The sequence below is a fragment of the Candidatus Methylomirabilota bacterium genome, assembly GCA_035315345.1.
In the GTDB taxonomy this organism is placed as follows: domain Bacteria; phylum Methylomirabilota; class Methylomirabilia; order Rokubacteriales; family CSP1-6; genus CAMLFJ01.
In genome coordinates this window covers 33,854-57,171 of record DATFYA010000174.1, presented here as the reverse complement: position 1 = coordinate 57,171, position 23,318 = coordinate 33,854, and the positions used below count along the sequence as shown (strand labels likewise).

The following is a 23,318-nucleotide window of genomic DNA, read 5'->3' as shown; positions in this document are numbered from 1 at the left end:
CGTGTGCAGCGGGATCACCCCCACGCCCAGATCGAGGCGGCGCGTCTCCGCCGCGGCCTGCGCGAGCGAGCCAAGACCATCGACCGAGCCGGGATGGTTCACCCAGAACGAGCTGAAGCCCCGCGCCTCCGCCTCGCGTGCGCAGGTGCGAATGACGTCGGATGCTACGCCCGCGAAGACGGCGAAGCCCTTGGCGATCTCTCCGGCCATGACAGCCTCCTGTTCGGGTGGTGGAGCCGATCATACGCCGGGCCCGGCTTGCGCTCCATCGCATTACGGGATACACCCGAGCGGACATGCCAGAGCCCTCGGGCGTGCGCATCCTGACGTGGATGTGCGTGCTCATCGCGGTGAACCAGCTGGGCTTCGGCAGCATCGTCCCCGCGCTCGCGCTCTACGCGCGCTCCTTCGGCGTCGCGCAATCCGCCATCGGCCTGGCCATCGCGGTCTACGGACTGGCGCGCTTCCTGGTCGCGGTGCCGTCCGGCCGGCTCGCCGATCGTCTCGGCCGCCGCACCACCCTGGCCCTGGGCGGCCTCGTCTCCGCGGTGGGCAACGTGCTGTGCGCGGTCGCGCCCACCTACGCCGCCTTCGTGGGCGCCCGCTTCGTGGCCGGCGCGGGCGCGGCGCTCGTGCTGACCACCGGCCTCATCGTGCTGGCGGACATCTCCACGCCCGCCAATCGCGGCCGCATGATGTCGGTCTACCAGGGCGTGTTCATCTTCGCGGTGGGCATCGGCCCGCTGCCCGGCGGCCTGCTCGCCACCCACTGGGGACTGGCCGCCCCCTTCCTCGCGTACGCGGTGACGTCGATGCTCGCCTCGGTGGTGGCGTGGCTCGCGATCCCGGAGACGCGGCCCGCGGCCGGCATCGGCGAGGCCGGGTCGGCCGAGGCCGCCTTCGCGACGCAGATGCGCCTGCTCGCCGCGCACCGCGGCTTCCTCCTGGTGAGCCTGATCGCGTTCGTGAACGCGGTCGCGCGCACCGGCGCCCTCTTCAACATCATCCCGATCCTGGCCCGCGATCGGCTCGCCCTGGATCCGGCGCGCATCGGCTTCGGGCTGGCCCTGGCCAGCGTGGTCGGCCTGGTGCTGGCCTATCCGGCCGGCGTGCTGGTGGACCGCTACGGGCGGAAGATCATCATCGTGCCGGCCACCATCCTGTCCGGGCTCTCGCTCCTGATCTTCCTGCTCGCGCCGACCTACGCCTGGTATCTGGTCGCCTGCGCGGCGTGGAGCGTGGCCATGGGCATCAGCGGGGCCGCCCCCGCGGCCTACGCCGCCGACACCGCGCCGGGCGGCATGAACGCGGCCGCACTCAGCACCTACCGCATGCTCGCGGATCTGGGCTACGTGGTCGGCCCCATCGTGCTGGGCCTGGTCGCGGACCTCGCCGGGGCGGATGCCGCGCTGGCCGCCACCGCGGCGCTCCTCACCGTGGTGGCGCTGGCGTTCGCCCGCTTCGCGCCGGAGACCCTTCGGGCCAGCCGCTTCTGATGCGGGCGACGACGCCGGGCGCTTTCCCCGGACGGGTCGCTGCACTAGGAGACGAGCGCATCGAGCCGCTGGCCCCGCGCCCGCCCGGAGGCCGACATGGCGGAGATCGTGGCAGCCGCGTAGGCCGGGCTCGAGGCGGGCATCGACTTCGTGTACGCCTACGAGATCGAGAGCTGGGACGAATTGTCGGCGCCGCTGTCGTTCCTGATGCCGGCGGGCGACGTGCCGATCGTCACCGTGTACACCAACTGCGCGGCGCCGCCCCTGCCCTCGCCGCGGCGCTGCCGCGAGGTCGACGCCTTCGTGGGCGACTGCATCCGCGGCCGGGCCTCCCCGGAGCGGATCGCGCTCGTGGCCACCGGCGGGCTCTCGCACTGGGGTGGGCACGCTCGAGACCGGGCGCATCAATCCCGACTGGGACACCGCGTGCTCGATCACATCACCCGCGGAGATACCGTGCCTCTCACTCGGTTGACCTCGAGCGACATCGAGCGCGACGGCGGCAACGGCGGCCAGGAGATCCGGAACTGGATCGCCCTGATGGGCGCGGTGCCCGGCTGGAAGGGCGGAGCTGCTGGCCTACGAGCCGGTGGAGGAGTGGATCACCGGCTGCGCCACCGTGGGGGTCCACCCGTGACTCCCGCGGTCTCCTACGCGCTCAACGAGCTGCTGACCGACATCGCGCGGCAGCACCAGATGCGCGAGCGCGTGAGCGACGAGGAGATGGCGGGCCACGCGCTCAGCGAGCCGGAGCGCGCCGCGCTGCGCGCCGGCGACGTCGGCCGCCTCTAGGAGCCGGGGGCCAACCCCTACCTGATCCGCCCCGTCTTCCGCCCCCGCTTCACGATCTATGGCGGAACGGGAAGAGGAGCTGCGCCCAGTAGCCGTCGGGCACCGGCCGGCCGGCGAGCCCGTACGCCGCCGGCCAGCGATCGCCGGGCAGGTGCAGCGTCCCGAAGATCGCGTCGATGACCGGCAGGTGCACCGCGAAGTTGACGTCCACCGGCTCGACCGCGTGGTGCCAGTGGTGATACTGCGGAGTGGCCAGCACCCAGCGCAGCGGCCCGAAGCGCCAGCCCACGTTGGCGTGGATGAGCACGGCCTGGAACGACACGAAGAGCACGTAGGCGAACACCGGCGGCTGCGCGAAGCCCAGCACGTAGAGCGGCACGAAGCTGAGCCCGCGGGTGACCACGATGTCGACGAGGTGCAGGCGCGAGCCGGCCAGCCAGTCCATGGTGCGGCTCGAGTGGTGGATCTCGTGGAACCGCCAGAGCCACGGCACCGAGTGGAAGAGGCGGTGCACGGTGTACTGGCTCAGGTCGGCCACCAGCAGGACCTCCACGAACTGCAGCGCGTAGGGCTGCGCGGCGACCGCGGCCTGCACCTCGGGCGCCACCGCCCACCGGAAGAAGATCGCGGCCGGCGCCATGGTGAGGAACACGGTCAGCTGCACCAGCAAATGGCTGATGCCGAAGTGCCAGAGGTCGGTGCGCCAGCCTTCCCGGAAAATCGGCTGCTCCCGCAGTCGCCCGAAGAGCAGCTCGATCGGCACGAAGATGGCCGAGAGCAGGAACAGGTCGAGCAGGAACCAGTCGAGGCCGACGTGGTGGCCGCGCGGCACCGGGGTGGCCACCGCGACCTCGGAGCCGCCCATGAGCGTGGCCAGCAGCGCGAAGCCCGCCCCGGTGAGGCCGAGCGCCTTCCGACGCTTGGTCAGCACGCTCACCACCCCGAGAGCGAAGCCCACCCCGAGCGCGATCTTGATGGTGGTGCGGACGATCTCCATCGGATAGACGTCGCGCAGCGCGGGAGTCGTCAGCACCGCGGGGAACCACAGGCACAGCACCGCGCCGAACGCCAGCGCGCCCAGCACCGTCGAGACCACGCCGGTCACCCAGCCCAGCACCCCGATCCGGCTCGCCATCACCTGAGATCGTAGCGCCCCCGCGGATTTCCCTCCAAACCCGGCCGCCCGATCCCCGATGACGGTGCTAACGTGTGGGCCATGACGACCCTCCTGATGCTTCCACCGCAGACGGAGACCACGCGCCAGTGGGCGGCCCGCGTGGCCGCCGCGTTGCCGGACCTCTCGGTGGTGGTGGCGGAGGAGGAGGCGCACGCCGCGCGCGAGATCGGCCGCGCCGAGGCCGCCTTCGGCACGATCACGCCCGGGCTGCTGGCCAAGGCGCAGCAGCTGCGGTGGCTGCAGGCGCCCCAGGCCGCGCCGCCGGCCGGCTTCTACTATGCCGACCTGATCGCCCACCCGGTGGTCATCACCAATTTTCGCGAGATCTACAACGACCACATCGGCGCCCACATCATGGCCTTCGTGCTCGCGTTCGCCCGCGGCCTGCACTACTACGTGCCGCAGCAGCTAGCGCGTCAGTGGAAGCCGGCGCCCCTCGACACCGGCGTCGTCCATCTGCCGGAGGCCACCGCGCTGATCGTGGGCGTCGGCGGCATCGGCAGCGAGGCCGCGCGCCTCTGCGAGGCCTTCGGCATGCGGGTCATCGGCGTCGACGCGCGCCGCCGCGACGCGCCGCCCGGGGTGGTCAAGCTGGACGGCCCGGACGCCCTCGACGGGCTCCTGCCCGAGGCCGACTTCGTGATCCTCACGGTGCCGCACACCCCGCAGACGGAAGGCTTCATGCATCGCGGCCGGTTCCAGCGGATGAAGCGGTCGGCGTTCTTCATCAACATCGGGCGCGGCATGACCACGCGGCTCGACGACCTGGTGGCCGCGCTGCGCTCCGGGGAGATCGCGGGCGCCGCGCTGGACGTGTTCGAGCAGGAGCCCCTGCCCGCCGAGCACCCGCTGTGGACGACGCCCAACGTCCTGATCACTCCGCACACCGCGGGCTACGGTCCCTACCTCGACGATCGGCGATGCGACATCCTGCTCGACAACTGCCGCCGCTTCCTGGCGGGTCACCCACTGCGGAACGTGGTGGACAAGGCGCGCTGGTTCTAGCGCGCCCGCGCCGGCCCATCCGGCGGCGGCAGCGGCCGCCGCCGCGAGGCGTACTCCCGCCACGGATCCGACCGCAGCCCGGCCAGACGACGCGGCACGGTGACGATGGTGTAGTGATCCGACCGGCGCCGCGGCGACAGCTCGTCCCACCCGAGCGGGACGGAGACCGGCGCGGCGGGCTTCGCCCGGGTCGAATACGCGGCCACGCTGGTCGCGCCGCGGACGTTTCGCAGGTAGTCGATGAAGATCTTGCCGCCGCGCGCGGAGCGGGCCATCTGGGCGACGTAGCGGCGCGGCTCCTCGCGCACGATCGCCTCGGCGACTCGGCGCGCGAAGGCCGCCACCTCCTTCCACCCGGCGCCCGGCGTGAGCGGGGCCACCACGTGCAGCCCCTTGCCGCCGGTGGTCTTCACGAATCCCTCGAGCCCCAGCGCCTGCAGACGGCGCCGCACCGTGCGGGCGCCGTCGATCACCCGCGCCCACGGCACGTCGGGCCCCGGGTCGAGATCGAAGACCACGCGGTCCGGCCGCTCCAGATCGCGCACCGTCGAGCTCCAGGTGTGGATCTCCAGGATACCGATCTGCACCAGGCCGATCAGGCCGGGCAGGTCGTCGACCACGAGGTATTCGCCCGTCTTCTTCTTCTCCTCGATCGCCACCCGGCGCAGCGTGTCCGGGGCCCAGTAGCCGGTGTGCTTCTGATAGAAGCACGGCCGGTGCGCACCTTCCGGACAGCGCACCAGGGTCGTGGGCCGATCGACCAGGTGCGGCAGGATCCACTCCGCGATGGCCTCGTAGAAGCGGGCGAGGTCGAGCTTGGTGGTGCCCTGCGCCGGATAGAGCACGCGGTCGGCGTGGGTGAGGCGCACGCCCGCGACCACCGGATCGCCCGCGCCGACCTTCTCTGTCGGGCGCGGATGCGAGTCGGCAGACGAGGCGGGCCGGCGCGCGCGCCGGCCGCGCGACGCCGGCGGCGCCGCCGCCGACTCCGCCGGCTCGGCGGTCGAGGCGATCCCCGTCGCCGCGGCCACCGGTTGCTCGCGCACCACCTGGTCCGCCGGCTTGTCCTCGCGCAGCCCCTGGAAGGACGGATGGCGCATCCGGCCGTCGGCGGTCCACTCGCCGAAGGCCACCTCGGCCACCAGCCGGGGCTCGACCCAGTGCGGGCGCCCGATCCCGGTCGGCCGCGTCGCGAACGGAGACGCCGGCCGCTCGAGCGGCTTCAGGCGCTTGTGGAGCATCTGCAGGGTGCGGGCGGTGAACCCGGTCCCGACCTTGCCGACGTACACGAGCCGGCCGCCCTCGTAGACTCCGGCGAGCAGCGCGCCGATGCCGAGTCGCGACCCCTCGGGATCGGTGTAGCCGCCGATGACGACCTCCTGCCGCTTCACGCACTTGGCCTTGACCCAGTCCGCGCCGCGCGTGCTGCGATACGGCGCGTCTCGCCGCTTGGACACCACGCCCTCCAGTCCGAGCCGGCAGGCCTCGGCGAAGAACTCGGCTCCCGAGCCGACCACGTGATCGCTGTAGCGTAGCCCGCCCGGCTCCTCACCGCGCGGACCGAGCAGCCGCGCCAGCGCCGCCTTGCGGTCCTCGAGGCGGGCGCCGGTGAGATCCTGCCCGTCCAGGTGCAGCAGGTCGAAGAGCATGTAGACGAGTGCGTCGCGGTGCCCGCCGTTCATGTAGTTCTGCAGGGCCTGGAAGCTCGTCCGTCCGTCGGGCGTCACCACCGCGACCTCGCCGTCGAGCAGCGCCGCCCGGGCGGGCAGGCCGCGCAGGCTGTCCACCACGCTCGGGAACTGGTCGGTCCACTCGCGGCCGTTCCGGCTCACCAGCGTCACGCGTCCCGCGTCGAGACGCGCCAGGATGCGATAGCCGTCGAACTTCATCTCGTGCAGCCACGCGTCGCCGGCCGGGGGCCGCTTCACGGGGGTGGCGAGCTGAGGCGGCACGAATCGCGGCAACGTCGCGGCGCGCGCCCCGCGCACCTCGACCGGAGACACCCGCTCCCCGCCGCCGTCGCCCGAGCGGTTGGAGTGCCAGACGCGGTCCCGTGCCGCCGCGATCGCGTCCAGCGTGCGGCCGGTGGCCACGCTGTCGGGTCGCGCCTCGACGACGCGATACCGCGCGGTCGGCTTCGCCTCGGCGTCGTCGTGCTTGATGAGGAGCCAGCTGCGCCCCTCGTCGCGCGCCGTCCGGCGATCGCGGATGCGCACCAGCGCCCAGCCGCCGCGCAGCTTCTCGCCCTCCAGCGTGAACTTCAGGTTGCCCGCCCGGTAGGCCCGATGCGGATCGCCCTCCGGTCGCCACGTGCCGCGGTCCCACAGCATCACGGTGCCGCCGCCGTACTCGCCCTTCGGGATCACCCCCTCGAAGCCCCCGTACTCGAGCGGGTGATCCTCCACGTGCATGGCCAGCCGCTTGTCGGCCGGATCGAGGCTCGGCCCCTTGGGCACCGCCCAGCTCTTCAGCACGCCCTCCAGCTCGAGCCGGAAGTCGTAGTGCAGACGCGAGGCGGCGTGCTTCTGCACCACGAACACGCGCTCGCCCCCGCGGGGCTCCGGCGCGACCTCGCCGCGCGGCTCCGGAGTGCGCGCGAACCGGCGCTTGCGTCGGTACTCCCGGAGCGCCGCGCCGCCGTCCTCGGCCATCGTCAGCCCTTGACCGTGACCACCTGGCGCAGGGCGGTCACCACCTCCACCAAATCCGACTGGGCCGCCATCACCGCGTCGATGTCCTTGTAGGCGCCGGGCGTCTCGTCGAGCACGCCCGCGTCCTTGCGGCACTCGATGCCCGCGGTGGCGCGCGCGTGGTCATCGAGAGAAAACACGCGCCGGGCTTCCCCGCGGCTCATGCGGCGGCCGGCGCCGTGGGAGCACGACTCGTAGGAGGCGGGGTTGCCGCGGCCGCGCACGATGAACGAGCGGGCGCCCATCGAGCCCGGGATGATCCCCGCTTCCCCCGCGCGGGCGCTCACCGCGCCCTTGCGGGTGACGTAGCGCCCGGCGTCGCGCGCTCCGTCGCGCGGCTCGATGTAGTTGTGATGGCAGTCCACCGTCTCGACCCCGGGGGCGAGCGGCCGGTCCACCACCGCCGAGACCGCGGCGACCACCGCCGCGAGCATGAGCCGCCGGTTGACCCGCGCGTAGTCCTGCGCCCACCCCACCGCCTCGACGTAGTCGTCGAAGAGCGGGGTGCCCTCGTCGAGCCAGGCCAGCGCCCCGTCGGGAAGCCGGCGCTTCAGGACGTGCGCCTGATCGCGTGCGCGCTGGGCGAAGTACGTCCCGATGCGGTTGCCGACGCCGCGCGAGCCCGAGTGCACCATGAGCCACACCGCCCGGCTCTCGTCGAGACAGACCTCGATGAAATGGTTGCCACCGCCGAGCGTGCCGAGCTGGGCGCGCGCCGGGCTGGCCTTGATGCGCGGATGCTTGCCGAGGATCCGCTCGAACCGTCGATCGAGCGTGTCCCACTCACGCTGCACCGCCGCGGGGGTGCCGCGCCGCTCCTCCCACGAGCCCTTGACTCCCGGCCCGCCGACCGGCACGCCCGCCTCGATGCCCGCGCGCACCGCGGCGTGGCGACCCTCCAGCATGGATGCGGTCAGATCGGTGCGGGTGGCGATCATGCCGCAGCCGATGTCGACGCCGACCAGCGCGGGCACGACCGCGCCGCGCGTGGCGATGACACCGCCCACCGGGCCGCCGATGCCGAAGTGCGCGTCCGGCATGAGGCACACCGCCTCGGTGATCGGCAAGCTCGCCACCTGGCGCGCCTGCTGCAGCACCAGGGGCTCGAGCGGATGCCCGCTCGGCTCCCACACCCGGATGGGCACGCCCGACGAATCGATCGTCTCCTTCACGACGCGCGTCCTCCTGATCGCATGGTACCCCCGGGGCGTCGCGCCCGCGGTGCTCCTCGCGCGCGGCGGGCGCGCTCCGGGAAGACGAGCCGCTCACCCAGGCCGAGCCGCGCGGCCAGCGCGGTGGCGTCGAACGGCGCGCGCACCTTCGCGTCGTTGTCGAAGTAGACGAAGACGTCGCGCCCGGCGGCCCGCGGCGGCGCGGGCGGTGCGGTCAGGGCGGCCCCACGCGGGGTCTCGCCCGCGGCCCACGCGCGCACCCGCTGGGCCCAGACCGCGAGGGCCTCGTCGGTGTAGCCGCTGACGTACAGCTCGGAGTCACCGTGCAGGCGCGCGTAGACGAAGTCGGCGGTGACGTCCTCCATGAACGGCCAGCGCCCCGCGGTGTCGGCGACGACCAGGCCGATCCGGTGTCGTCGCAGCAGCGCGACCAGGCGCGCGTCCCGGAACGACGCGTGGCGCACCTCCAGGGCGTGACGCACCGGCCGCCGCGCGTCCGTTCGCAGCCACACCCGCGGCACCCGACGATCGTGCCGTCGGGCCAGCGCGGCCGCCGCGCGCGTATCGCGCGGCAGCAGCCGGAAGAACGCGTCGAGCCGCGCCTCGTCGAACGGCTGGGTCGGCGGCAGCTGCCAGAGGATCGGGCCGAGCTTGTCGCGCAGCCGGAGGACGCCCGACGCGAAGAAATTGGCGAGCGGCGTCTCGACGCCGATGAGCCGCTTCATGTGGGTGATGAAGCGGCCGCCCTTCACCGCGAAGCGGAAGCCGGGCGGGACCGCGTCGTACCACGCCGCGAAGTACTCGGGCCGCTGCAGCGAATAGAACGAGCCGTTCAGCTCGACCGAGTTGACGTGCCGGGCCGCGTACTCCAGCTCACGCCGCTGCGGCCAGCCGCGCGGGTAGAACGTGCCTCGCCACGGCGCGTACCGCCATCCGGAGATGCCGATGCGGATCTCGACCACGATCGCCTCCGGTTTCCAGCTTCCCACGGCGGGCGAGCGCGGCCCGGCGCGTGCCCGCGCTCTCGCCCGCGGAAAGCGCGCGGCGCTCAGGCGGAGACGGCGGCGGGCTGGGCGGTGCGGCGAACCTGGACGACGGTGGCGATGGTGCAGACCATCAGCAGCGCGACGGCCAGGAAGAGCAGCCGCGGGTCGGCGTGGTCCAGCAGCCAGCCGAAGGCCAGCGGGGTGAGGCAGGAGCCCAGGTCGAGCCCGGAATAGGCGAAGCCGAACACCTTGCCGGAGGCGCCCGGCGGGGTGGCCGCGCGCACCAGCATGTCGCGGGCGGGTCCGGTGACGCCGTAGCAGCAGCCGGTGACGCCGAGGAGCAGCGGGAGGAGGGCGGCCGGGACCGCGCCGGTCGCGAGCACGATCATCAAGCCGGCCGCGACGAGGAGACCGGTCGCGGCGACCACGTCGTGACGGCGGACGCGGTCGGCCAGCACCCCGCCGGCCAGGATGCCGGCCGCGCCGCCCACCAGGAACGCGGTGAGGGCCGCGGTGGCCTCGGCCAGCGGCGTGTCGTACATGCGCATCAGCGTGGTGACGCCGAAGATCTGCACGCCGATCACCGCGGTGGCGATCAGCGCGAAGTAGGCGAAGGCGGCCAGGATCGGCGCGGTCAGCAGCATGCGCACGTCGCCGACCACGCTCCCGGGGCCGCGCGGCGCCGGGCCCAGGACGCCGAAGGCCCGGCGCTGCGCGGCCAGCACCAGCACGACGACGAGGCCGGCCAGGCCAACGCCCACCAGCGCGGCCCGCCAGCCGAAGTGCGCGGTGAGGCCGACGACCGCGCCGGGGGCCACCGCGTAGCCCAGGTTGCCCGAGATGGCGTGCACGCTGTAGCCGCGGCCGATCCGGCGCGGCTCCACCGAAGCGTTGAGGATCGAGTAATCGGCGGGATGGAAGACACTGTTGCCGAGGCCGGCCAGCAGCGCCACCGGCAGCAGCATCCAGTACGACGGCGCGACGCCGGCCAGGGCGATGGACAGCGACAGCAGGGCCATGCCGCCCAGGAGCACCCGCAGCGCCCCGACCCGGTCCACCAGGAAGCCGGACAGCGTCTGCCCGACGCCGGACGAGGCGTAGAACAGACTCATGGCCGCACCCAGGGCCAGGTAGGGCACGCCGAAGACCTCCTTCAGCACCGGAAAGAGCGGCGGCAGCGAGAGCTGAAAGAAGTGGCTGAAGAAGTGAGCCATCCCGATGAGACCGATGACGCGGGCGTCACGACGCAGGCTGGAGGGAGCGATCGGACCGGACACGGGATGCTAGTGTACACTACCCACCGAACGCCAAAGGAGGCTCACCATGGCCAGTGAGACGACGTACTCCCTCGACCAGTTCCTCGCCGACACCCGGGCCACCATCAAGAGCAAGGGCATTCCGGCCGGCCTGGCCGAGATCCGCGACCACCTCGAGAAGCTCCTGCACAATCCGGAGCTGCTCACCAAGCACCTGGGCGACCCGGTCCCCTACACCGAGCGCACCACGATCGGCCACGATCCCGACACCGACGTGCACGTGCTCGTGCACGGCCGTCCGAAGGCGGGCAAGTCCTCGGTGCACGATCACGGCCCGTGCTGGGTCGTCTACGGCAACTACCGCAATGCCACCCGCATGCGCCGCTGGCGCCGCCTCGACGACGGCAGCCGGGCCGGCTACGCGGATCTCACGGTGCAGCGCGAGTTCCTGAACGAGCCCGGGCATGCCGCCGCCTTCGCGGTCGGCGACATCCACTCCATCGAGTTCGGCGACGACACCTTCTTCATCCGCGTCACCGGCGGCGACGTCGAGACCCAGGAGACGAACCGCTTCGACGTCGAGAAAAAGACCGTCGAAGTCGCGAACCGCGCGATCGGCCAGCGCTAGCCGCCTCACGCGGCCTGCCGACCGTCGCCGGCGCTACGCCTTCCCCCAGTAGGTGCGGGCGGACGGGAACAGCGGCTTGCAGCGGGTGGGCTCGGTGGGGCCTTCGAGCACGTCGGCGACTCCGCGCCAGACCGCGTAGTGGGGGGTGTTGCGGTGAGCCTCCAGCGCGGCCTGGTCCTTGTAGACCTCGTAGAAGTAGTAGGTGTTCTCGTCCTTCTCGTCCTGCAGCACGTTGAACCGCAGGCAGCCCGGCTCGTCCCGCTCCGAGCCCAGCGCGTCGTGCTCGATGGCCTTGAGGAACTTCTCCCGCATCGCCGGCTTGATCCGCACCTTCACCCAGATCGCGAGCATCGTCGCCTCCGTCGGTTGAGTTGAGCCGCGCCGCGACCATATCACGCCGGCGGCGGGGCCCGCGGCTTGCCTTGCCCGTCCCGGCCGTCGTAGCATGCGCGACGGAGGAACCTGCCATGGATCCCGCCTCGGTCGGCGCGCTGACCTTCGACGTGTTCGGCACGGTCGTGGACTGGCGGAGCAGCATCACCCGCGAGGGCGAGGCCTTCGGAACGGCGCGCGGCCTGGACGTGGACTGGGCGAAGTTCGCCGACGCCTGGCGCGGCCTCTACCAGCCCGCCATGGAAGAGGTGCGCAGCGGCCGCCGACCGTGGGTGAAGCTCGACGATCTCCACCGCGAGAGCCTGGTCCGCCTCCTCGCCGAGTTCAAGATCACGGACGTCTCGCCCGCCGAGGTCGACCAGTTCAACCACGCGTGGCATCGGCTCGACCCGTGGCCGGACGCGGTGGCCGGGCTCACCCGGTTGAAGCGCCACTACGTGCTGGCCACGCTCTCCAACGGCAACATCGCGCTGATGGTGAACATGGCCAAGCGCGCCGGTCTGCCGTGGGACACGATCCTCGGCGCCGAGGTGGCGCGCGCCTACAAGCCGATGCCCGAAGCGTATCTGCGCAGCGCCGAGGCCCTGGGCCTGGCCCCGGAGCAGTGCCTCATGGTCGCCGCGCATCCCAACGATCTCGCCGCGGCCGCCCGCTGCGGCCTCCGCACCGCCTACGTGCCGCGCCCGCTCGAGTTCGGGCCCGGCCGCGGCGCCTCCGAGCCCGAGCCCGCGCAGCCGTTCGACATCGTCGCGGGCGACTTCGTGGAGCTGGCCGAGCGGCTCGGATGCTGAGCCGCCTCTTCGACCTGGGCGGCAAGGTCGCGCTGGTCACCGGAGGAAGCCGCGGGCTCGGCCGCGCCATGGTGCTGGCCTTCGCCGAGGCCGGCGCCGACGTGGTGATCGCCAGCCGCAAGCTCGCCTCGTGCGAGGCCACCGCGAAGGAGGTACAGGCGGCCACCGGCCGTCGCGCCCTCCCGGTGGCCTGCCACGTCGGGCACTGGGGCCAGGTGGAGGCCCTCGCCGAGGCCGCCTACGCCGAGTTCGGCCGCGTGGACGTGCTCGTCAACAACGCGGGGATGTCGCCGATCTACGATCGCGTCGAGCACGTGAGCGAGGATCTCTGGGACAAGGTCATCGACGTCAACCTCAAGGGGCCGTTCCGCCTCACCGCGCTGGTCGGCGCGCGCATGGCCGCGGGCGCGGGCGGCTCGATCATCATGGTCTCCAGCACCGCGGCGGTGCGGCCCACCGCCGGCGTCATCCCGTACGCGGCGGCGAAGGCGGCGGTGAACGCCATGACCGAAGGCTTCGCGCGCGCCTTCGGCCCCGCCGTGCGGGTGAACTGCATCATGCCGGGACCGTTCCTCACCGACATCTCCAAGGCGTGGGACCTCGAGGCCTTCCGGCTGCGGGCGAAGCAGACGATGCCGCTCGGCCGTGGGGGCGATCCGGACGAGATCGTGGGCGCCGCGCTCTACTTCGCCTCGAGCGCGTCCAGCTTCACCACCGGCGCCGTGCTCGGCGTGCACGGAGGCGCGGCCTGACCGGCCGCTCCTCGCGCGCGGCCGTCGGGGCCGGCGCGCCCGCTCCCGACGCCCGCGCATCGGACGATCCGGTGGAGATCGCCCCGGTCCGCGCCGGCGAGGCGCTCGACTGGGGCGCGCTCGAGTCCTGGCTGCGGCCGCGACTGGCCGGGGCGCTGCCCGAGGCGCGCGGTCCCATCGAGGTGCTGCAGTTCCCGAACGGCAGCGCCAACCTCACCTACCTGCTGCGGATCGGCGATCACGAGCTGGTGCTGCGCCGCCCGCCGTTCGGCCAGATCGCCCCGGGCGCCCACGACATGAAGCGCGAGTTCAAGGTGCTCTCGCGGCTCTGGCGGCACTTCGACCGGGCCCCGCGCGCCTATCTCTTCGGGGACGATCCCGCGGTGCTGGGCGCCGATTTCCTCGTCATGGAGCGGCGGCGCGGCCAGGTGATCCGCGACACGGTGCCGTCGCCGCTGCGCGGTCACCGCGACGTCGGCCGCCGCGTCGGCTTCGCGCTGGTGGACGCCATGGTTGACCTGCACGCGGTCGACCCCGCCGCCTGCGGCCTCGCCGACCTGGGCCGCCCCGACGGCTTCGTGGACCGGCAACTCGACGGCTGGGCGAAGCGCTGGGCGCTCGCGCGGCCCGAGGACGCGGGCGAGGACATGGAGCGCATCCACGAGCGGCTGGCCCGCGGCAAGCCGTTGCCCCGCCGCGTGTCGATCGTCCACAACGATCTCAAGCTCGACAACTGTCAGTTCGCCGCGGAGAACCCCGACCGCGTGACCTCCATCTTCGACTGGGACATGACGACCCTCGGCGACCCGCTGGTGGACCTCGGCACCCTGCTCAACTACTGGCCCGACCCGAGCGACACGGCGGCCACCCAGCGCGGCACCCGGCCGGGGCTGGCCCGCATCGGCCTGCCGACCCGCGCCGAGATCACCGACCGCTACGCGGCCCGCACCGGCGCGGATCCGGCCGCCGCGCGCTGGTGGGAGGCCTTCGCGCTCTGGAAGACGGTGGTAGTGGTCGTGCAGCTGCACCGGCGCTGGGTGCGGGGCGAATCCACCGATCCGCGCATGGCCCACATCGCCGACCGCGCGCCCTCGCTGGTGGCGGCGGCGCGCGTCGTGCTCGACGCGGCGGGACTCTGAGCCGTGTACATCGTGGGCATCGACGTGGGCGGCACCTTCACCGACCTCACCGCGGTGGACGAGGCCACCGGGCGCGCGGTGGTGACCAAGGTGCCGTCGCGGCCCCGCAACGAGGCGGCCGCGGTGCTCGAGGGCCTGCAGGCGCTCCGCATCGCCAGCGCGGACGTGCGCCGCCTCGTGCACGGCACCACCGTGGGCACCAACGCGGTGCTCGAGCGCCGCGGCGCGCGCGTCGCCCTGCTCACCACCGCGGGGTTCCGCGACCTGATCGAGATCGGGCGCACCAAGCGCAACATCCCGGCCCTCTTCATTCCCACCTTCGTGCGGCCGAAGCCGGTGGTCGAGCGCCGAGACCGGTTCGAGGTGATCGAGCGCCTGGGCCCCGACGGCGCGGTGCTCGTCCCGCTCGACCGCGGCTCCATCGAGCGCGCGCTGAACGCCGCGGTCGCCGCCCCCGCCGAGGCCATCGCGGTGTGCCTGCTCCACGCCTATCTCAATCCCGCGCACGAGCACGCGGTGGCCGACGCGGTGAAGGGCCGCGCCCCCGGCCTCCCCGTCTCCTGCTCGGCCGACGTGGTCGCCGAGTACCGCGAGTTCGAGCGCTTCTCCACCACCGTGCTCAACGCCTACCTGCAGCCGCTGATGGAGGGCTATCTCACGTCGCTGGAGGAGCGCTTGCTCGCCACCGGCTACGTGCACGGCGTGCTGACCGTCGCCTCGAGCGGCGGCATGATGACGACCGACACCGCGCGCCGCCTGCCCATCAAGACCATCTTCTCGGGTCCGGCGGGCGGGGTGAGCCAGGCCTGCTTCGTGGGAGCGGCGGCCGGCATCCGCGACTTCATCACCTACGACATGGGCGGGACTTCTACCGACGTGTGCCTGGTCCGCGACCTGCAGCCGCTGACCACCGCCGACGCGATGGTGGGCGCCTTCCCGGTGAAGGTCTCGCAGATCGACATGCACACCGTCGGCGCCGGCGGCGGCTCCATCGCCTGGCTCGAGGTCGACGGCAGCCTCGCGGTCGGGCCACGCAGCGCCGGCGCCGCGCCCGGCCCCGCCGCCTACGGTCTGGGCGGCACCGAGCCCACCGTCACCGACGCCAACGTGGTGCTGGGCCGCATCGGCCCGACGCGGCGACTGGGCGGCAGCATCGTGATCGACGCGGAGCGGGCGCGCGCGTCGGTGGCCGCGCTGGCCGCGCGCCTGCAGCGCCCGCTCGGGGTCGAGGCCCTCGCCGAGGGCATCGTGACCATCGCGGTCGCGCGGATGACCTCGGCGATCCGCGAGATCTCGATCCAGCGCGGCCACGATCCGCGCGACTTCACCCTGATCGCCTTCGGCGGCGCCGGGCCCATGCACGCGCTGGCCATGGCCGAGGAGATCGGCATCCCGCGCGTCCTGGTCCCGCGGCACCCCGGCAACTTCTCGGCCCTCGGCCTGCTCGCCGCCGACATCAAGCACGACGACGTCCGGACCCGCGTCGGTCTCCTGGGCGAGCGGCTGCCCGCCCTGACCGCCGCCTTCGCCGAGATGGAGACGGCGGCCCGGCAGCAGCTGGAGCGCGAGGGCTTCGCGCCCGAGCAGCAGCGCCTCCTGCGGTCGCTCGACCTGCGCTACCGGGGACAGGCCTTCGAGCTCACGCTGGCGCTCGGCGAGACACCGGCCGACGGCGCACTCGCGCCGGTCGACGAGATCGAGGCGCGCTTTCACCGCCAGCACCGGGAGACCTACGGGCACGCGAATGAGGCGGCCGCCATCGAGCTGGTCAACGCGCGGCTCACCGCCTACGGGCTCGTGCCCAAGCCGGCGCCGGAGCGTCGCGCGGCCTCGGGCTCCGGGCTCGACGCCGCGCGCATCGAGCGGCGGCCGGTGTGGTTCCACGGGCGCCCCCACGACTGCCCGGTGTGGGAGCGCGACCGGCTGCCCGGGGACGCCGCCGTGATGGGGCCGGCGATCGTCGAGGAGTTCGGGGCGACGACGGTGGTGCCGCCGGGCTGGCGGGGCGTGGTGGATGGGCACGGGAACTTGATGTTCCTCACCCTGCCCTCTCCCCCGGGGGGAGAGGGAGGTAGAACGGCGAGATGAGTCTGGCGGGGGCGGTGGATCCGATCACGCTGGAGGTGCTGCGCGAGACGTTCTCGTCGATCGTGCGCGAGATGCGCGTGACGCTGGTGCGCACCGCGTACTCGTCGATCCTCTACGAGGGCGAGGACTTCTCCTGCGTGCTGCTGGACGGCGACGCGCAGATCGTCTCGATGTCCAAGGGCCAGGACCATCCGCTCCACATCGTGCCGATCGGCTGGTCGATGAAGGCGGTGCGGGAGAAGTTCGGCGACGACCTCCATCCCGGCGACATCTTCCTGCACAACGACCCCTACACCGGCGGCACCCACCTCAACGACGTGGCCATGCTCTACCCGCTCTTCGCGGACGGGCGGCTCTTCGTCTTCCCGGTGGTGCGCGCGCACTGGGGCGACGTGGGCGGCATGAGCCCGGGCAGCCTCACCGGCGACGCGACCGAGATCTTCCAGGAGGGCGTGCGCATCCCGCCCATCCGCATCGTGGACCGCGGGACGCCGAATCAGGCCGCGCTCGACCTCATCTTCGCCAACATGCGCGGCCCGCGGGAGCGGAAGGGCGACTTCGACGCCATGATCGGCACCTGTCGCAAGGCGGCCGAGCGGGTCGAGGCCCTGGCCGCCCGCTACGGCGCCCCGGTGGTGCGCGCGGCGGTCGCCGAACTGATGGACCGCGCCGAGCAGCGCATGCGCCGCGCCATCGCCGCCCTGCCCGACGGCGAGTACGCCTACGAGTCGCACCTCGAGAGCGGGCGCACCCGGCTCGAGCCCTTGACCATTCGCGCCCGCGTGACGGTGACGGGCGAGAGCATCACGGTGGATCTCGCCGGCACCTCGCCGCAGACCGCCGCGCCGACCAACGTCGGCCCCGCGATGGCGCCGACCGGCGCGTTCACCATCCTCAAGGCGTTCCTCGATCCCGGCACCGACGTCAACTCCGGGGCGTTCCGGCCGCTCACCGTCCTGACCCCCTACCGGTCGATCGTCAACGCGGCGCCGCCCGCCCCGTGCGGCGGCATGGTCGAGGTGAAGTACTGCGTGGAGACCGCGGTCATGGGCGCGCTGGCCCAGGCCCTGGACGGCCGCGTGACCGGCGACCTCAAGGGCGGCGGCAACCACTGCTACGTCGGCGGCCCGGATCCGCGCACCGGCGAGACCTTCATCTTCTACGAGTATCCGGCGGGCGGCACCGGCGGGTTCGACGGCGGCGACGGCAGCAACTCGGTGCGCACGTGGACCGAGAGCGACATGACCACGCTGCAGCCCATCGAGGCCGTCGAGCAGATCTACCCGGTGCGCATCGAGCGCACCGCGCTCCGCGAAGACTCGGGAGGCCCCGGCCGCTGGCGCGGCGGCCTCGGGCTGACGCGCGAGGTGCGGGTGCTGGTGGACGGCAGCCGCCTCTCGGTGCTCGCGGAGAAGGCGGTGCTGCCGCCGTTCGGGGTCTGCGGCGGCGCCGCCGGCGCGACCAATCGCTTCTGGGTGCGGCGCGGCGAGCGCCCGATGCAGCCCTCGCCCCTGCCCGGCAAGGTCGGCGGTTTCCCGCTGGAGCGCGACGACGTCGTCCTGATGGAAAGCTCCGGCGGCGGCGGCTTCGGCGATCCGCTCGATCGCGACCCGGCCCGCGTGGCGGCCGACCTCGCGGAAGGCTACGTGACGCCGGCGGCCGCCGCGCGGGAGTACGGGGTGATCTGGCGCGGCGGCGCGGTGGACGGGGCGGCCACCCGCGCGACGCGCGAGGCCCGCCGAGCAGCTCGCCCGCGGATCCGGCTGAGCCCGGTGGGCGATCTCGATGCCGACCGCGGCCGCCTCGTGCGTCTCGACACGGCCACCGCGGCGCGCCTCGGGGTGTCGCCGGGGGCGATCGTCGAGCTGGTCAACCCGCGCGGCGCGCCGCTGCGCGCATGGGTGGCCGCGCTGCTGCCCGGCAACGGCGCCCGCGGCGAGATCGCCGCCGGCGCGCTCGCGATGCTCGCCCTGGCCGACGGCGCTATGGTGGAGATCCGGGCGGTGCACTCCGGAGCCCTCGGTCCGGCAGACACCCGCTGACGGCAGACACGCACGCCAGGAGGCCCGCATGGCCAGGACGAAGCGACAGGCCGCCAAGCCGAAGCGCCGCAAGCTGCGAACCGCGCCCCAGGAGTCGCCGGATCCGGTGAGGGTGTCGGTGCGCCTGGATCCCCGGCTGATCCAGTGGGCGAAGCTCCACGCCGTCCAGACCGCGTCCTCGGTTCACGAGGTCATCGAGGTCGCGCTCGTCAATCACCTGAAGTCGCACGCGCTGACCCACGAGGAGCTGGACAGCCGCCTGATGGAGGCGGCCAGCCGGCACGCGGGCCGGCGTCGTCGCTGACCGGCACCCTCCCGGCTTTACCGCGTAGGAACGTCCCGGCCGAGCGCGCTCGCGAGGCGATCCGAAGACCCTGTCGCGATCCGTTGCGCGTCGGCACGTGGCTTGCTCCAATTGAAATCGATGGATCGTCTCGGGATCGCACGGGCGCTCGGTGAGACCGCCGACCTGCTCGCCCTCACCGGCGAGGAGCCGTTCCGGGCACGGGCCTATCAGCGCGGGGCCAGGGTCCTCGAGGCCCTGAGCGATGGCGACTTCGGGCGCCTGCTCGCCGAGGGCCGGCTGACCACCCTGGCCGGCATCGGCCGCGGCCTGGCCGTGGTGATTGGCGACCTGGCGCGAAGCGGCCGGTCGTCGGCGCTCGAGCAGGTGCGTGGCGCACTGCCCGGGGGCGCCCGCGAGCTGAGCCGCATCCCCAACCTGGGCCTCAAGAAGATCCGCACCCTCCACCAGGCCCTGGGCGTCGAGACCATCGCGGAGCTGCGCGCGGCCTGCGAGGCCGGGCGCGTGCGCACCGTGAAGGGCATGGGCGTGAAGACGGAGCGGCGCATCCTCGACAGCATTCTCGCGCTGGAATCGGGCGCGCCGCCGCCCGAGCGCCCGGCCGCGCGGGTCCTGCTCTCGCAGGCCCTCGACGTGGCCGACCGCGTGCTCGCCCATCTGCGCACGGTGCCGGGCGTGACCGCGGCCGAGGTGGCCGGGGACCTGCGGCGCTCGACCGAGACGGTGGACCGCCTCGTGATCGTGCTCGCCTCGCGCCGGCCGGAGGCCACGCTCGATGCGGCGCTGGCCTCGCCGCTGCTGGTCTCGCCCGGCACGCGGGACGGCCACCTCGCCCGCGCCATGCTGGTGACCGGTCTCCCGCTGGAGCTGCACGTCACCGCGCCGGATCGGTGGGCCGCGACGCTGCTCGCGGCCACCGGGTCCGCCGCGCATCTGCGCGATCTCGAGCCGCTGGCCCGCGAGCGCCACGTCGACCTGGCGCGCGCGCCCGGCACCGACGAGGCCCAGCTCTACCGGCGGCTCGGCCTGCCCTACCTTCCACCCGAGGTGCGCGAGGGCGCGGGCGAGGTGGAGGCGGCGCGCGCCGGGACGCTGCCCACCGACCTGGTGACGCGCGACGATATCCAGGGGCTCGTGCACTGCCACACCGTCTACTCCGACGGACGTCACACGGTGGAGCAGATGGCCCACGCCGCGGACGCCCTCGGCGTCGGCTATCTCACGATCACCGACCACTCGCCGACTGCGTTCTACGCCAACGGCCTCGACGTCGACCGGCTCCGCGCCCAGTGGGACGAGATCGCGCGGGTGCAGGAGACGGTGTCGGTGCGGCTGCTCCGCGGCACCGAGTCCGACATCCTGGCCGACGGCGGCCTCGACTATCCGGACGCGATCCTCGAGCAGCTCGACGTGATCGTCGCGAGCATCCACGCCCGCTACCGGATGGACGCCGACCGGATGACCGCGCGGATCGTCCGGGCGATGCGCCACCCGTGCTTCAAGATCTGGGGGCACGCCCTGGGCCGGCTGATCAACTCGCGGCCGCCGATCGAGGCGCGCGTGGAGGAGATCCTGGACGCCATCGCGGAGTCGCGGGCCGCGATCGAGATCAACGGCGACCCGCACCGGCTCGACCTGCCGCCCCGCTGGGTGCGCGCGGCCCGCGAGCGCGCGATCCCGTTCGTGATCTCCACCGACGCCCACGCCACCGGCGAGCTGCACAACGTGCGCTACGGCGTGGCGATGGCCCGGCGCGGCTGGGTGCGTCGCTCCGAGGTCCTCAACACGCTCGACGCCGACGGCTTCCTCCGCGCGGTCTCGCCGCGGGGCCGGCCCCGCGCCGCGGCGCGGCGGCAGCGGACCGGCCGATGAGCCGGCGCCGCCGGGTCTTCCTGCTGTCCCCCGCCCATTGCGGCGGCGAGCGCGCGCAGCTCCTCTTCCGGGACGGCGCCAGCTTCGACCTGGCCCGGCGCGTGCGCCGCGCCCCGGGCGCCCCGCTCGGCGAGGTGTTCTCGTTCCTCAGCGGCCTGTACTTCCGCGGCAAGCTGGCCTACGCCGAGGCCTTCGCCACGCCGCCGTCGGGTCTGCCCGGCGTCTACGTGATCACGCCCAGCGAGGGCCTGCGGCTCCACGACGAGCCCACCGACCTCGAGCGGCTGCGGCGCTTCGCGCGGGTGGACATCGCCGCCGCCGACGCGCGCTACCACGGTCCGCTGCGTCGCGACGCGCGGGCTCTCGCCGAGATGCTCGACGCGGCCTGCGAGGTGGTGCTCCTGGGCAGCGTCGCCACCGCGAAGTACGTCGATCCGCTCGCCGAGACCTTCGGCGACCGGCTCTGCTTCCCCGCCGAGTTCGTCGGCCGCGGTGACATGAGCCGGGGCGGCCTGCTCCTGCGCTGCGTGCGGGCCGGGCGGGAATTGCGCTACGTGCCGGTGGCCGGCGCGGTGCGACGCGGGCCCCGGCCGGCCCGGCTCGGGCCGCCGCGATGAGCCCGCGCGCGCCCGCTCGCCGCCGCGCGTCCCGCGGGGCACCCGCGTCGGCCGCGCCGCGGCTGCCCCGCGACGTCGACACGCTGCAGGTGCGGGTCGGCGGCCGCACGGTGACGCTGACGAACCTCCGCAAGCCGTTCTGGCCGGAGGAGGGCCTCACCAAGCGCGACCTGCTGCAGTACTACGCCGACATCGCGCCGGTGCTGCTGCCCCACCTGCGCGACCGCGCGATGGTGATGAAGCGCTATCCCAACGGCGCCGGCGGGCCGTTCTTCTTCATGAAGCGGGCGCCGTCGCCGCGGCCCGACTGGATCGAGACGTGCTCGATCGAGCACGCCTCCGGGAGCGTGATCGACTTCCCGATGGTGCAGGACGTGGCCTCGCTCCTCTGGGTGGTCAACCTGGGCTGCATCGACCTGAACCAGTGGTACGCGCGGTGCGACGACACCGACCGTCCCGACTACGTGCACTTCGATCTGGATCCGGTGAAGGGCGCGGACTTCGAGCAGGTGCGGCAGAGCGCCCTGGTCCTGCGCGAGGCCCTCGACGGCCTTCAGATGCCGAGCCATCCCAAGACCACCGGCTCCCGTGGCATCCACGTCTACGTGCCGATCGTGCGCGGCCCGACCCAGAAGCAGGTCTGGGGGGTGGCCAAGGCCATCGCGCAGGCGCTGGCCGCGGCGCGGCCGGCGCTCATCACCGCGGAGTATCGCGTGGCGAGACGGCCGGTCGGCCGCGTGCTGGTCGACTACAACCAGAACGCGTGGGGCCGCACGCTGGCGTCGGCCTATTCGGTGCGCCCCCGCCCGCGCGCGCCGGTGTCCGCGCCGCTGACCTGGCGCGAGGTCGAGCGCGGCGTGCGCATCGAGGACTTCCGGATGGACAACATGGCCGCCCGCGTGGCCCGCCACCGCGACCTGTTCGCGCCGATGCTGGCGCGCAGCGGCCGCTTCCGGCTGGAGCGGCTGCTGTGAGCCTCCCGCTGCGTCCGCCGTACGCCCCGATGGAGGCGCGGGTCGTCGACGAGATCCCCACCGGCCCCGGCTGGCAGTACGAGCCCAAGTGGGACGGCTTCCGCTGCCTGGCCTTCCGCGACGGCGACCGGATCGAGCTGCAGTCCAAGAGCGGCCAGCCGCTCGCGCGCTACTTCCCGGAGGTCGTCGCGCACCTGCGCGCGCTCTCCGCGCATACCTTCGTGCTCGACGGCGAGCTGGTGATCCCGGTGGATGGCCACCTGTCGTTCGACGATCTCCTGCAGCGCATCCACCCCGCGGCGAGCCGCATCGACCGGTTGTCGCGCGAGCGCCCGGCCGTGCTCATCGTGTTCGATCTGCTGGTGGATGCGGCCGGCCGGTCCCTCGTGGATCGGCCGCTCCGAGAGCGCCGCCCGAGGCTCGAGGCCTTCGCGGCGAAGCATCTGGCCGGCCGGGACGGGCTGCGGCTGTCCCCGGCCACCGAGGACGCGGCCCAGGCCCGCGGGTGGCTCGATACCGCGGGGCCCACGCTCGACGGCATCGTGGCCAAGCGGGTCGACCTGTCGTATCAGACCGGCGAGCGCACCGGCATGCAGAAGATCAAGCGGCGCCGGACCGCCGACTGCGTGGTGGGCGGCTTCCGCTACGCGTCGAAGTCGACGGCGGTGGGCTCGCTGCTGCTGGGGCTCTACGATGCCGACGGCCTGCTCCATCACGTGGGGTTCACCTCGGGCTTCCCGACCGACGCCCGCAAGGCGCTGCTGGCCAAGCTCCGGCCGCTCGTCGAGGAGCCGGGCTTCACCGGGCGCGCGCCGGGCGGGCCCAGCCGGTGGAGCAGCGAGCGATCGGGGGAATGGACGCCGCTGGCCCCGCGCCTGGTCGTGGAGGTGAGCTACGACCACTGGAGCGGCGACCGCTTCCGTCACGCCACCCGCTTCCTGCGCTGGCGCCCGGACAAGGCGCCGCGCCAGTGCACCATGGGCCAGGTGGTTTCTAGTAGCCGCGACCCCGATCCACCAGGTTCAGCAGCGGTTGCCCCTCCAGATACCGCCGCAGGTTCTCGGCGAAGAGCACCGAGCACTTCTCGTCGTAGCTCGGCAGGAAGCCGGAAACGTGCGGGGAGACGATGACGTTGTCGAGGGCA

The 23,318-nt window shown here is 73.3% G+C and carries 21 protein-coding genes; 14 read left to right on the top strand and 7 right to left on the bottom strand.

Annotated elements, in window-relative coordinates; genetic code table 11:
* Window positions 1–210: LLM class flavin-dependent oxidoreductase (locus VKN16_22510; GenBank protein HME96984.1), on the bottom strand; the 210-nt coding region annotated here is incomplete at its 3' end.
* Window positions 211–296: 86 nt separating this feature from the next.
* Between VKN16_22510 and VKN16_22505 the strand changes: the two genes are divergently transcribed.
* Entirely contained in the window at window positions 297–1,496 is a 1,200-nt protein-coding gene (locus VKN16_22505) for an MFS transporter (GenBank protein HME96983.1), read from the top strand.
* Window positions 1,497–1,646: 150 nt separating this feature from the next.
* A complete protein-coding gene (locus VKN16_22500) occupies window positions 1,647–2,288 on the top strand; it encodes a hypothetical protein (GenBank protein ID HME96982.1) in 642 nt (213 codons plus the stop codon).
* Window positions 2,289–2,337: 49 nt separating this feature from the next.
* On the opposite strand, the gene VKN16_22495 is transcribed toward VKN16_22500, so the two are convergent.
* Window positions 2,338–3,423, bottom strand: coding sequence for a sterol desaturase family protein (locus VKN16_22495; protein HME96981.1), 1,086 nt, complete (start codon window positions 3,421–3,423; stop codon window positions 2,338–2,340).
* 81 nt (window positions 3,424–3,504) lie between these two features.
* Here VKN16_22495 and VKN16_22490 point away from each other — a divergent pair, with 81 nt between their 5' ends.
* Window positions 3,505–4,470, top strand: a complete 966-nt coding sequence (locus VKN16_22490; protein HME96980.1) for a D-2-hydroxyacid dehydrogenase — start codon at window positions 3,505–3,507, stop codon at window positions 4,468–4,470.
* Here VKN16_22490 and ligD (VKN16_22485) read toward each other — a convergent pair.
* The 4 genes from ligD (VKN16_22485) to VKN16_22470 all read right to left on the bottom strand — a co-directional run bounded on the left by ligD (VKN16_22485) (window position 4,467) and on the right by VKN16_22470 (window position 10,595).
* Window positions 4,467–7,121, bottom strand: coding sequence for a DNA ligase D (gene ligD / locus VKN16_22485; GenBank protein ID HME96979.1), 2,655 nt, complete (start codon window positions 7,119–7,121; stop codon window positions 4,467–4,469). The genes VKN16_22490 and ligD (VKN16_22485) overlap by 4 nt on opposite strands.
* A 2-nt stretch (window positions 7,122–7,123) precedes the next feature.
* A complete protein-coding gene (locus VKN16_22480; GenBank protein ID HME96978.1) occupies window positions 7,124–8,332 on the bottom strand; it encodes an RtcB family protein in 1,209 nt (402 codons plus the stop codon).
* Window positions 8,329–9,297 (bottom strand): DUF72 domain-containing protein, encoded by a 969-nt coding sequence (locus tag VKN16_22475; GenBank protein ID HME96977.1) that lies wholly within the window; start codon window positions 9,295–9,297, stop codon window positions 8,329–8,331. Before VKN16_22475 ends, VKN16_22480 begins: the two co-directional genes overlap by 4 nt.
* Window positions 9,298–9,380: 83 nt before the next feature.
* Entirely contained in the window at window positions 9,381–10,595 is a 1,215-nt protein-coding gene (locus VKN16_22470) for an MFS transporter (protein ID HME96976.1), read from the bottom strand.
* Window positions 10,596–10,641: 46 nt separating this feature from the next.
* On the opposite strand from VKN16_22470, the gene VKN16_22465 reads away from it, so the two are divergent.
* Complete coding sequence (locus VKN16_22465) at window positions 10,642–11,202, top strand: hypothetical protein (protein ID HME96975.1); 561 nt, start codon at window positions 10,642–10,644, stop codon at window positions 11,200–11,202.
* Between the two features lie 33 nt (window positions 11,203–11,235).
* Here VKN16_22465 and VKN16_22460 read toward each other — a convergent pair whose 3' ends face one another.
* Window positions 11,236–11,553, bottom strand: coding sequence for a putative quinol monooxygenase (locus VKN16_22460; protein ID HME96974.1), 318 nt, complete (start codon window positions 11,551–11,553; stop codon window positions 11,236–11,238).
* A 116-nt stretch (window positions 11,554–11,669) separates the two neighbouring features.
* Here VKN16_22460 and VKN16_22455 point away from each other — a divergent pair, with 116 nt between their 5' ends.
* The 10 genes from VKN16_22455 (at window position 11,670) to VKN16_22410 (ending at window position 23,304) form a co-directional block, all read left to right on the top strand.
* Window positions 11,670–12,386 carry a haloacid dehalogenase type II gene (locus VKN16_22455; GenBank protein ID HME96973.1) on the top strand — a complete coding sequence of 239 codons (717 nt, stop codon included), beginning with the start codon at window positions 11,670–11,672 and terminating at the stop codon, window positions 12,384–12,386.
* Window positions 12,380–13,138 (top strand): glucose 1-dehydrogenase, encoded by a 759-nt coding sequence (locus tag VKN16_22450; GenBank protein ID HME96972.1) that lies wholly within the window; start codon window positions 12,380–12,382, stop codon window positions 13,136–13,138. Before VKN16_22455 ends, VKN16_22450 begins: the two co-directional genes overlap by 7 nt.
* A 71-nt stretch (window positions 13,139–13,209) precedes the next feature.
* Complete coding sequence (locus VKN16_22445) at window positions 13,210–14,277, top strand: phosphotransferase family protein (GenBank protein HME96971.1); 1,068 nt, start codon at window positions 13,210–13,212, stop codon at window positions 14,275–14,277.
* A gap of 3 nt (window positions 14,278–14,280) precedes the next feature.
* Complete coding sequence (locus tag VKN16_22440) at window positions 14,281–16,365, top strand: hydantoinase/oxoprolinase family protein (GenBank protein HME96970.1); 2,085 nt, start codon at window positions 14,281–14,283, stop codon at window positions 16,363–16,365.
* Window positions 16,362–18,407, top strand: coding sequence for a hydantoinase B/oxoprolinase family protein (locus VKN16_22435; GenBank protein ID HME96969.1), 2,046 nt, complete (start codon window positions 16,362–16,364; stop codon window positions 18,405–18,407). The genes VKN16_22440 and VKN16_22435 overlap by 4 nt, the downstream gene beginning before the upstream one ends.
* Before the next feature lie 28 nt (window positions 18,408–18,435).
* Window positions 18,436–18,711 (top strand): hypothetical protein, encoded by a 276-nt coding sequence (locus tag VKN16_22430; GenBank protein ID HME96968.1) that lies wholly within the window; start codon window positions 18,436–18,438, stop codon window positions 18,709–18,711.
* A 120-nt stretch (window positions 18,712–18,831) separates the two neighbouring features.
* Entirely contained in the window at window positions 18,832–20,583 is a 1,752-nt protein-coding gene (locus VKN16_22425; GenBank protein ID HME96967.1) for a PHP domain-containing protein, read from the top strand.
* Window positions 20,580–21,200 carry a hypothetical protein gene (locus VKN16_22420; GenBank protein HME96966.1) on the top strand — a complete coding sequence of 207 codons (621 nt, stop codon included), beginning with the start codon at window positions 20,580–20,582 and terminating at the stop codon, window positions 21,198–21,200. The genes VKN16_22425 and VKN16_22420 overlap by 4 nt, the downstream gene beginning before the upstream one ends.
* A complete protein-coding gene (ligD, locus tag VKN16_22415) occupies window positions 21,197–22,174 on the top strand; it encodes a non-homologous end-joining DNA ligase (protein HME96965.1) in 978 nt (325 codons plus the stop codon). Before VKN16_22420 ends, ligD (VKN16_22415) begins: the two co-directional genes overlap by 4 nt.
* Window positions 22,171–23,304, top strand: coding sequence for an ATP-dependent DNA ligase (locus VKN16_22410; GenBank protein ID HME96964.1), 1,134 nt, complete (start codon window positions 22,171–22,173; stop codon window positions 23,302–23,304). The genes ligD (VKN16_22415) and VKN16_22410 overlap by 4 nt, the downstream gene beginning before the upstream one ends.
* The last annotated feature ends 14 nt before the right edge of the window (window positions 23,305–23,318 follow it).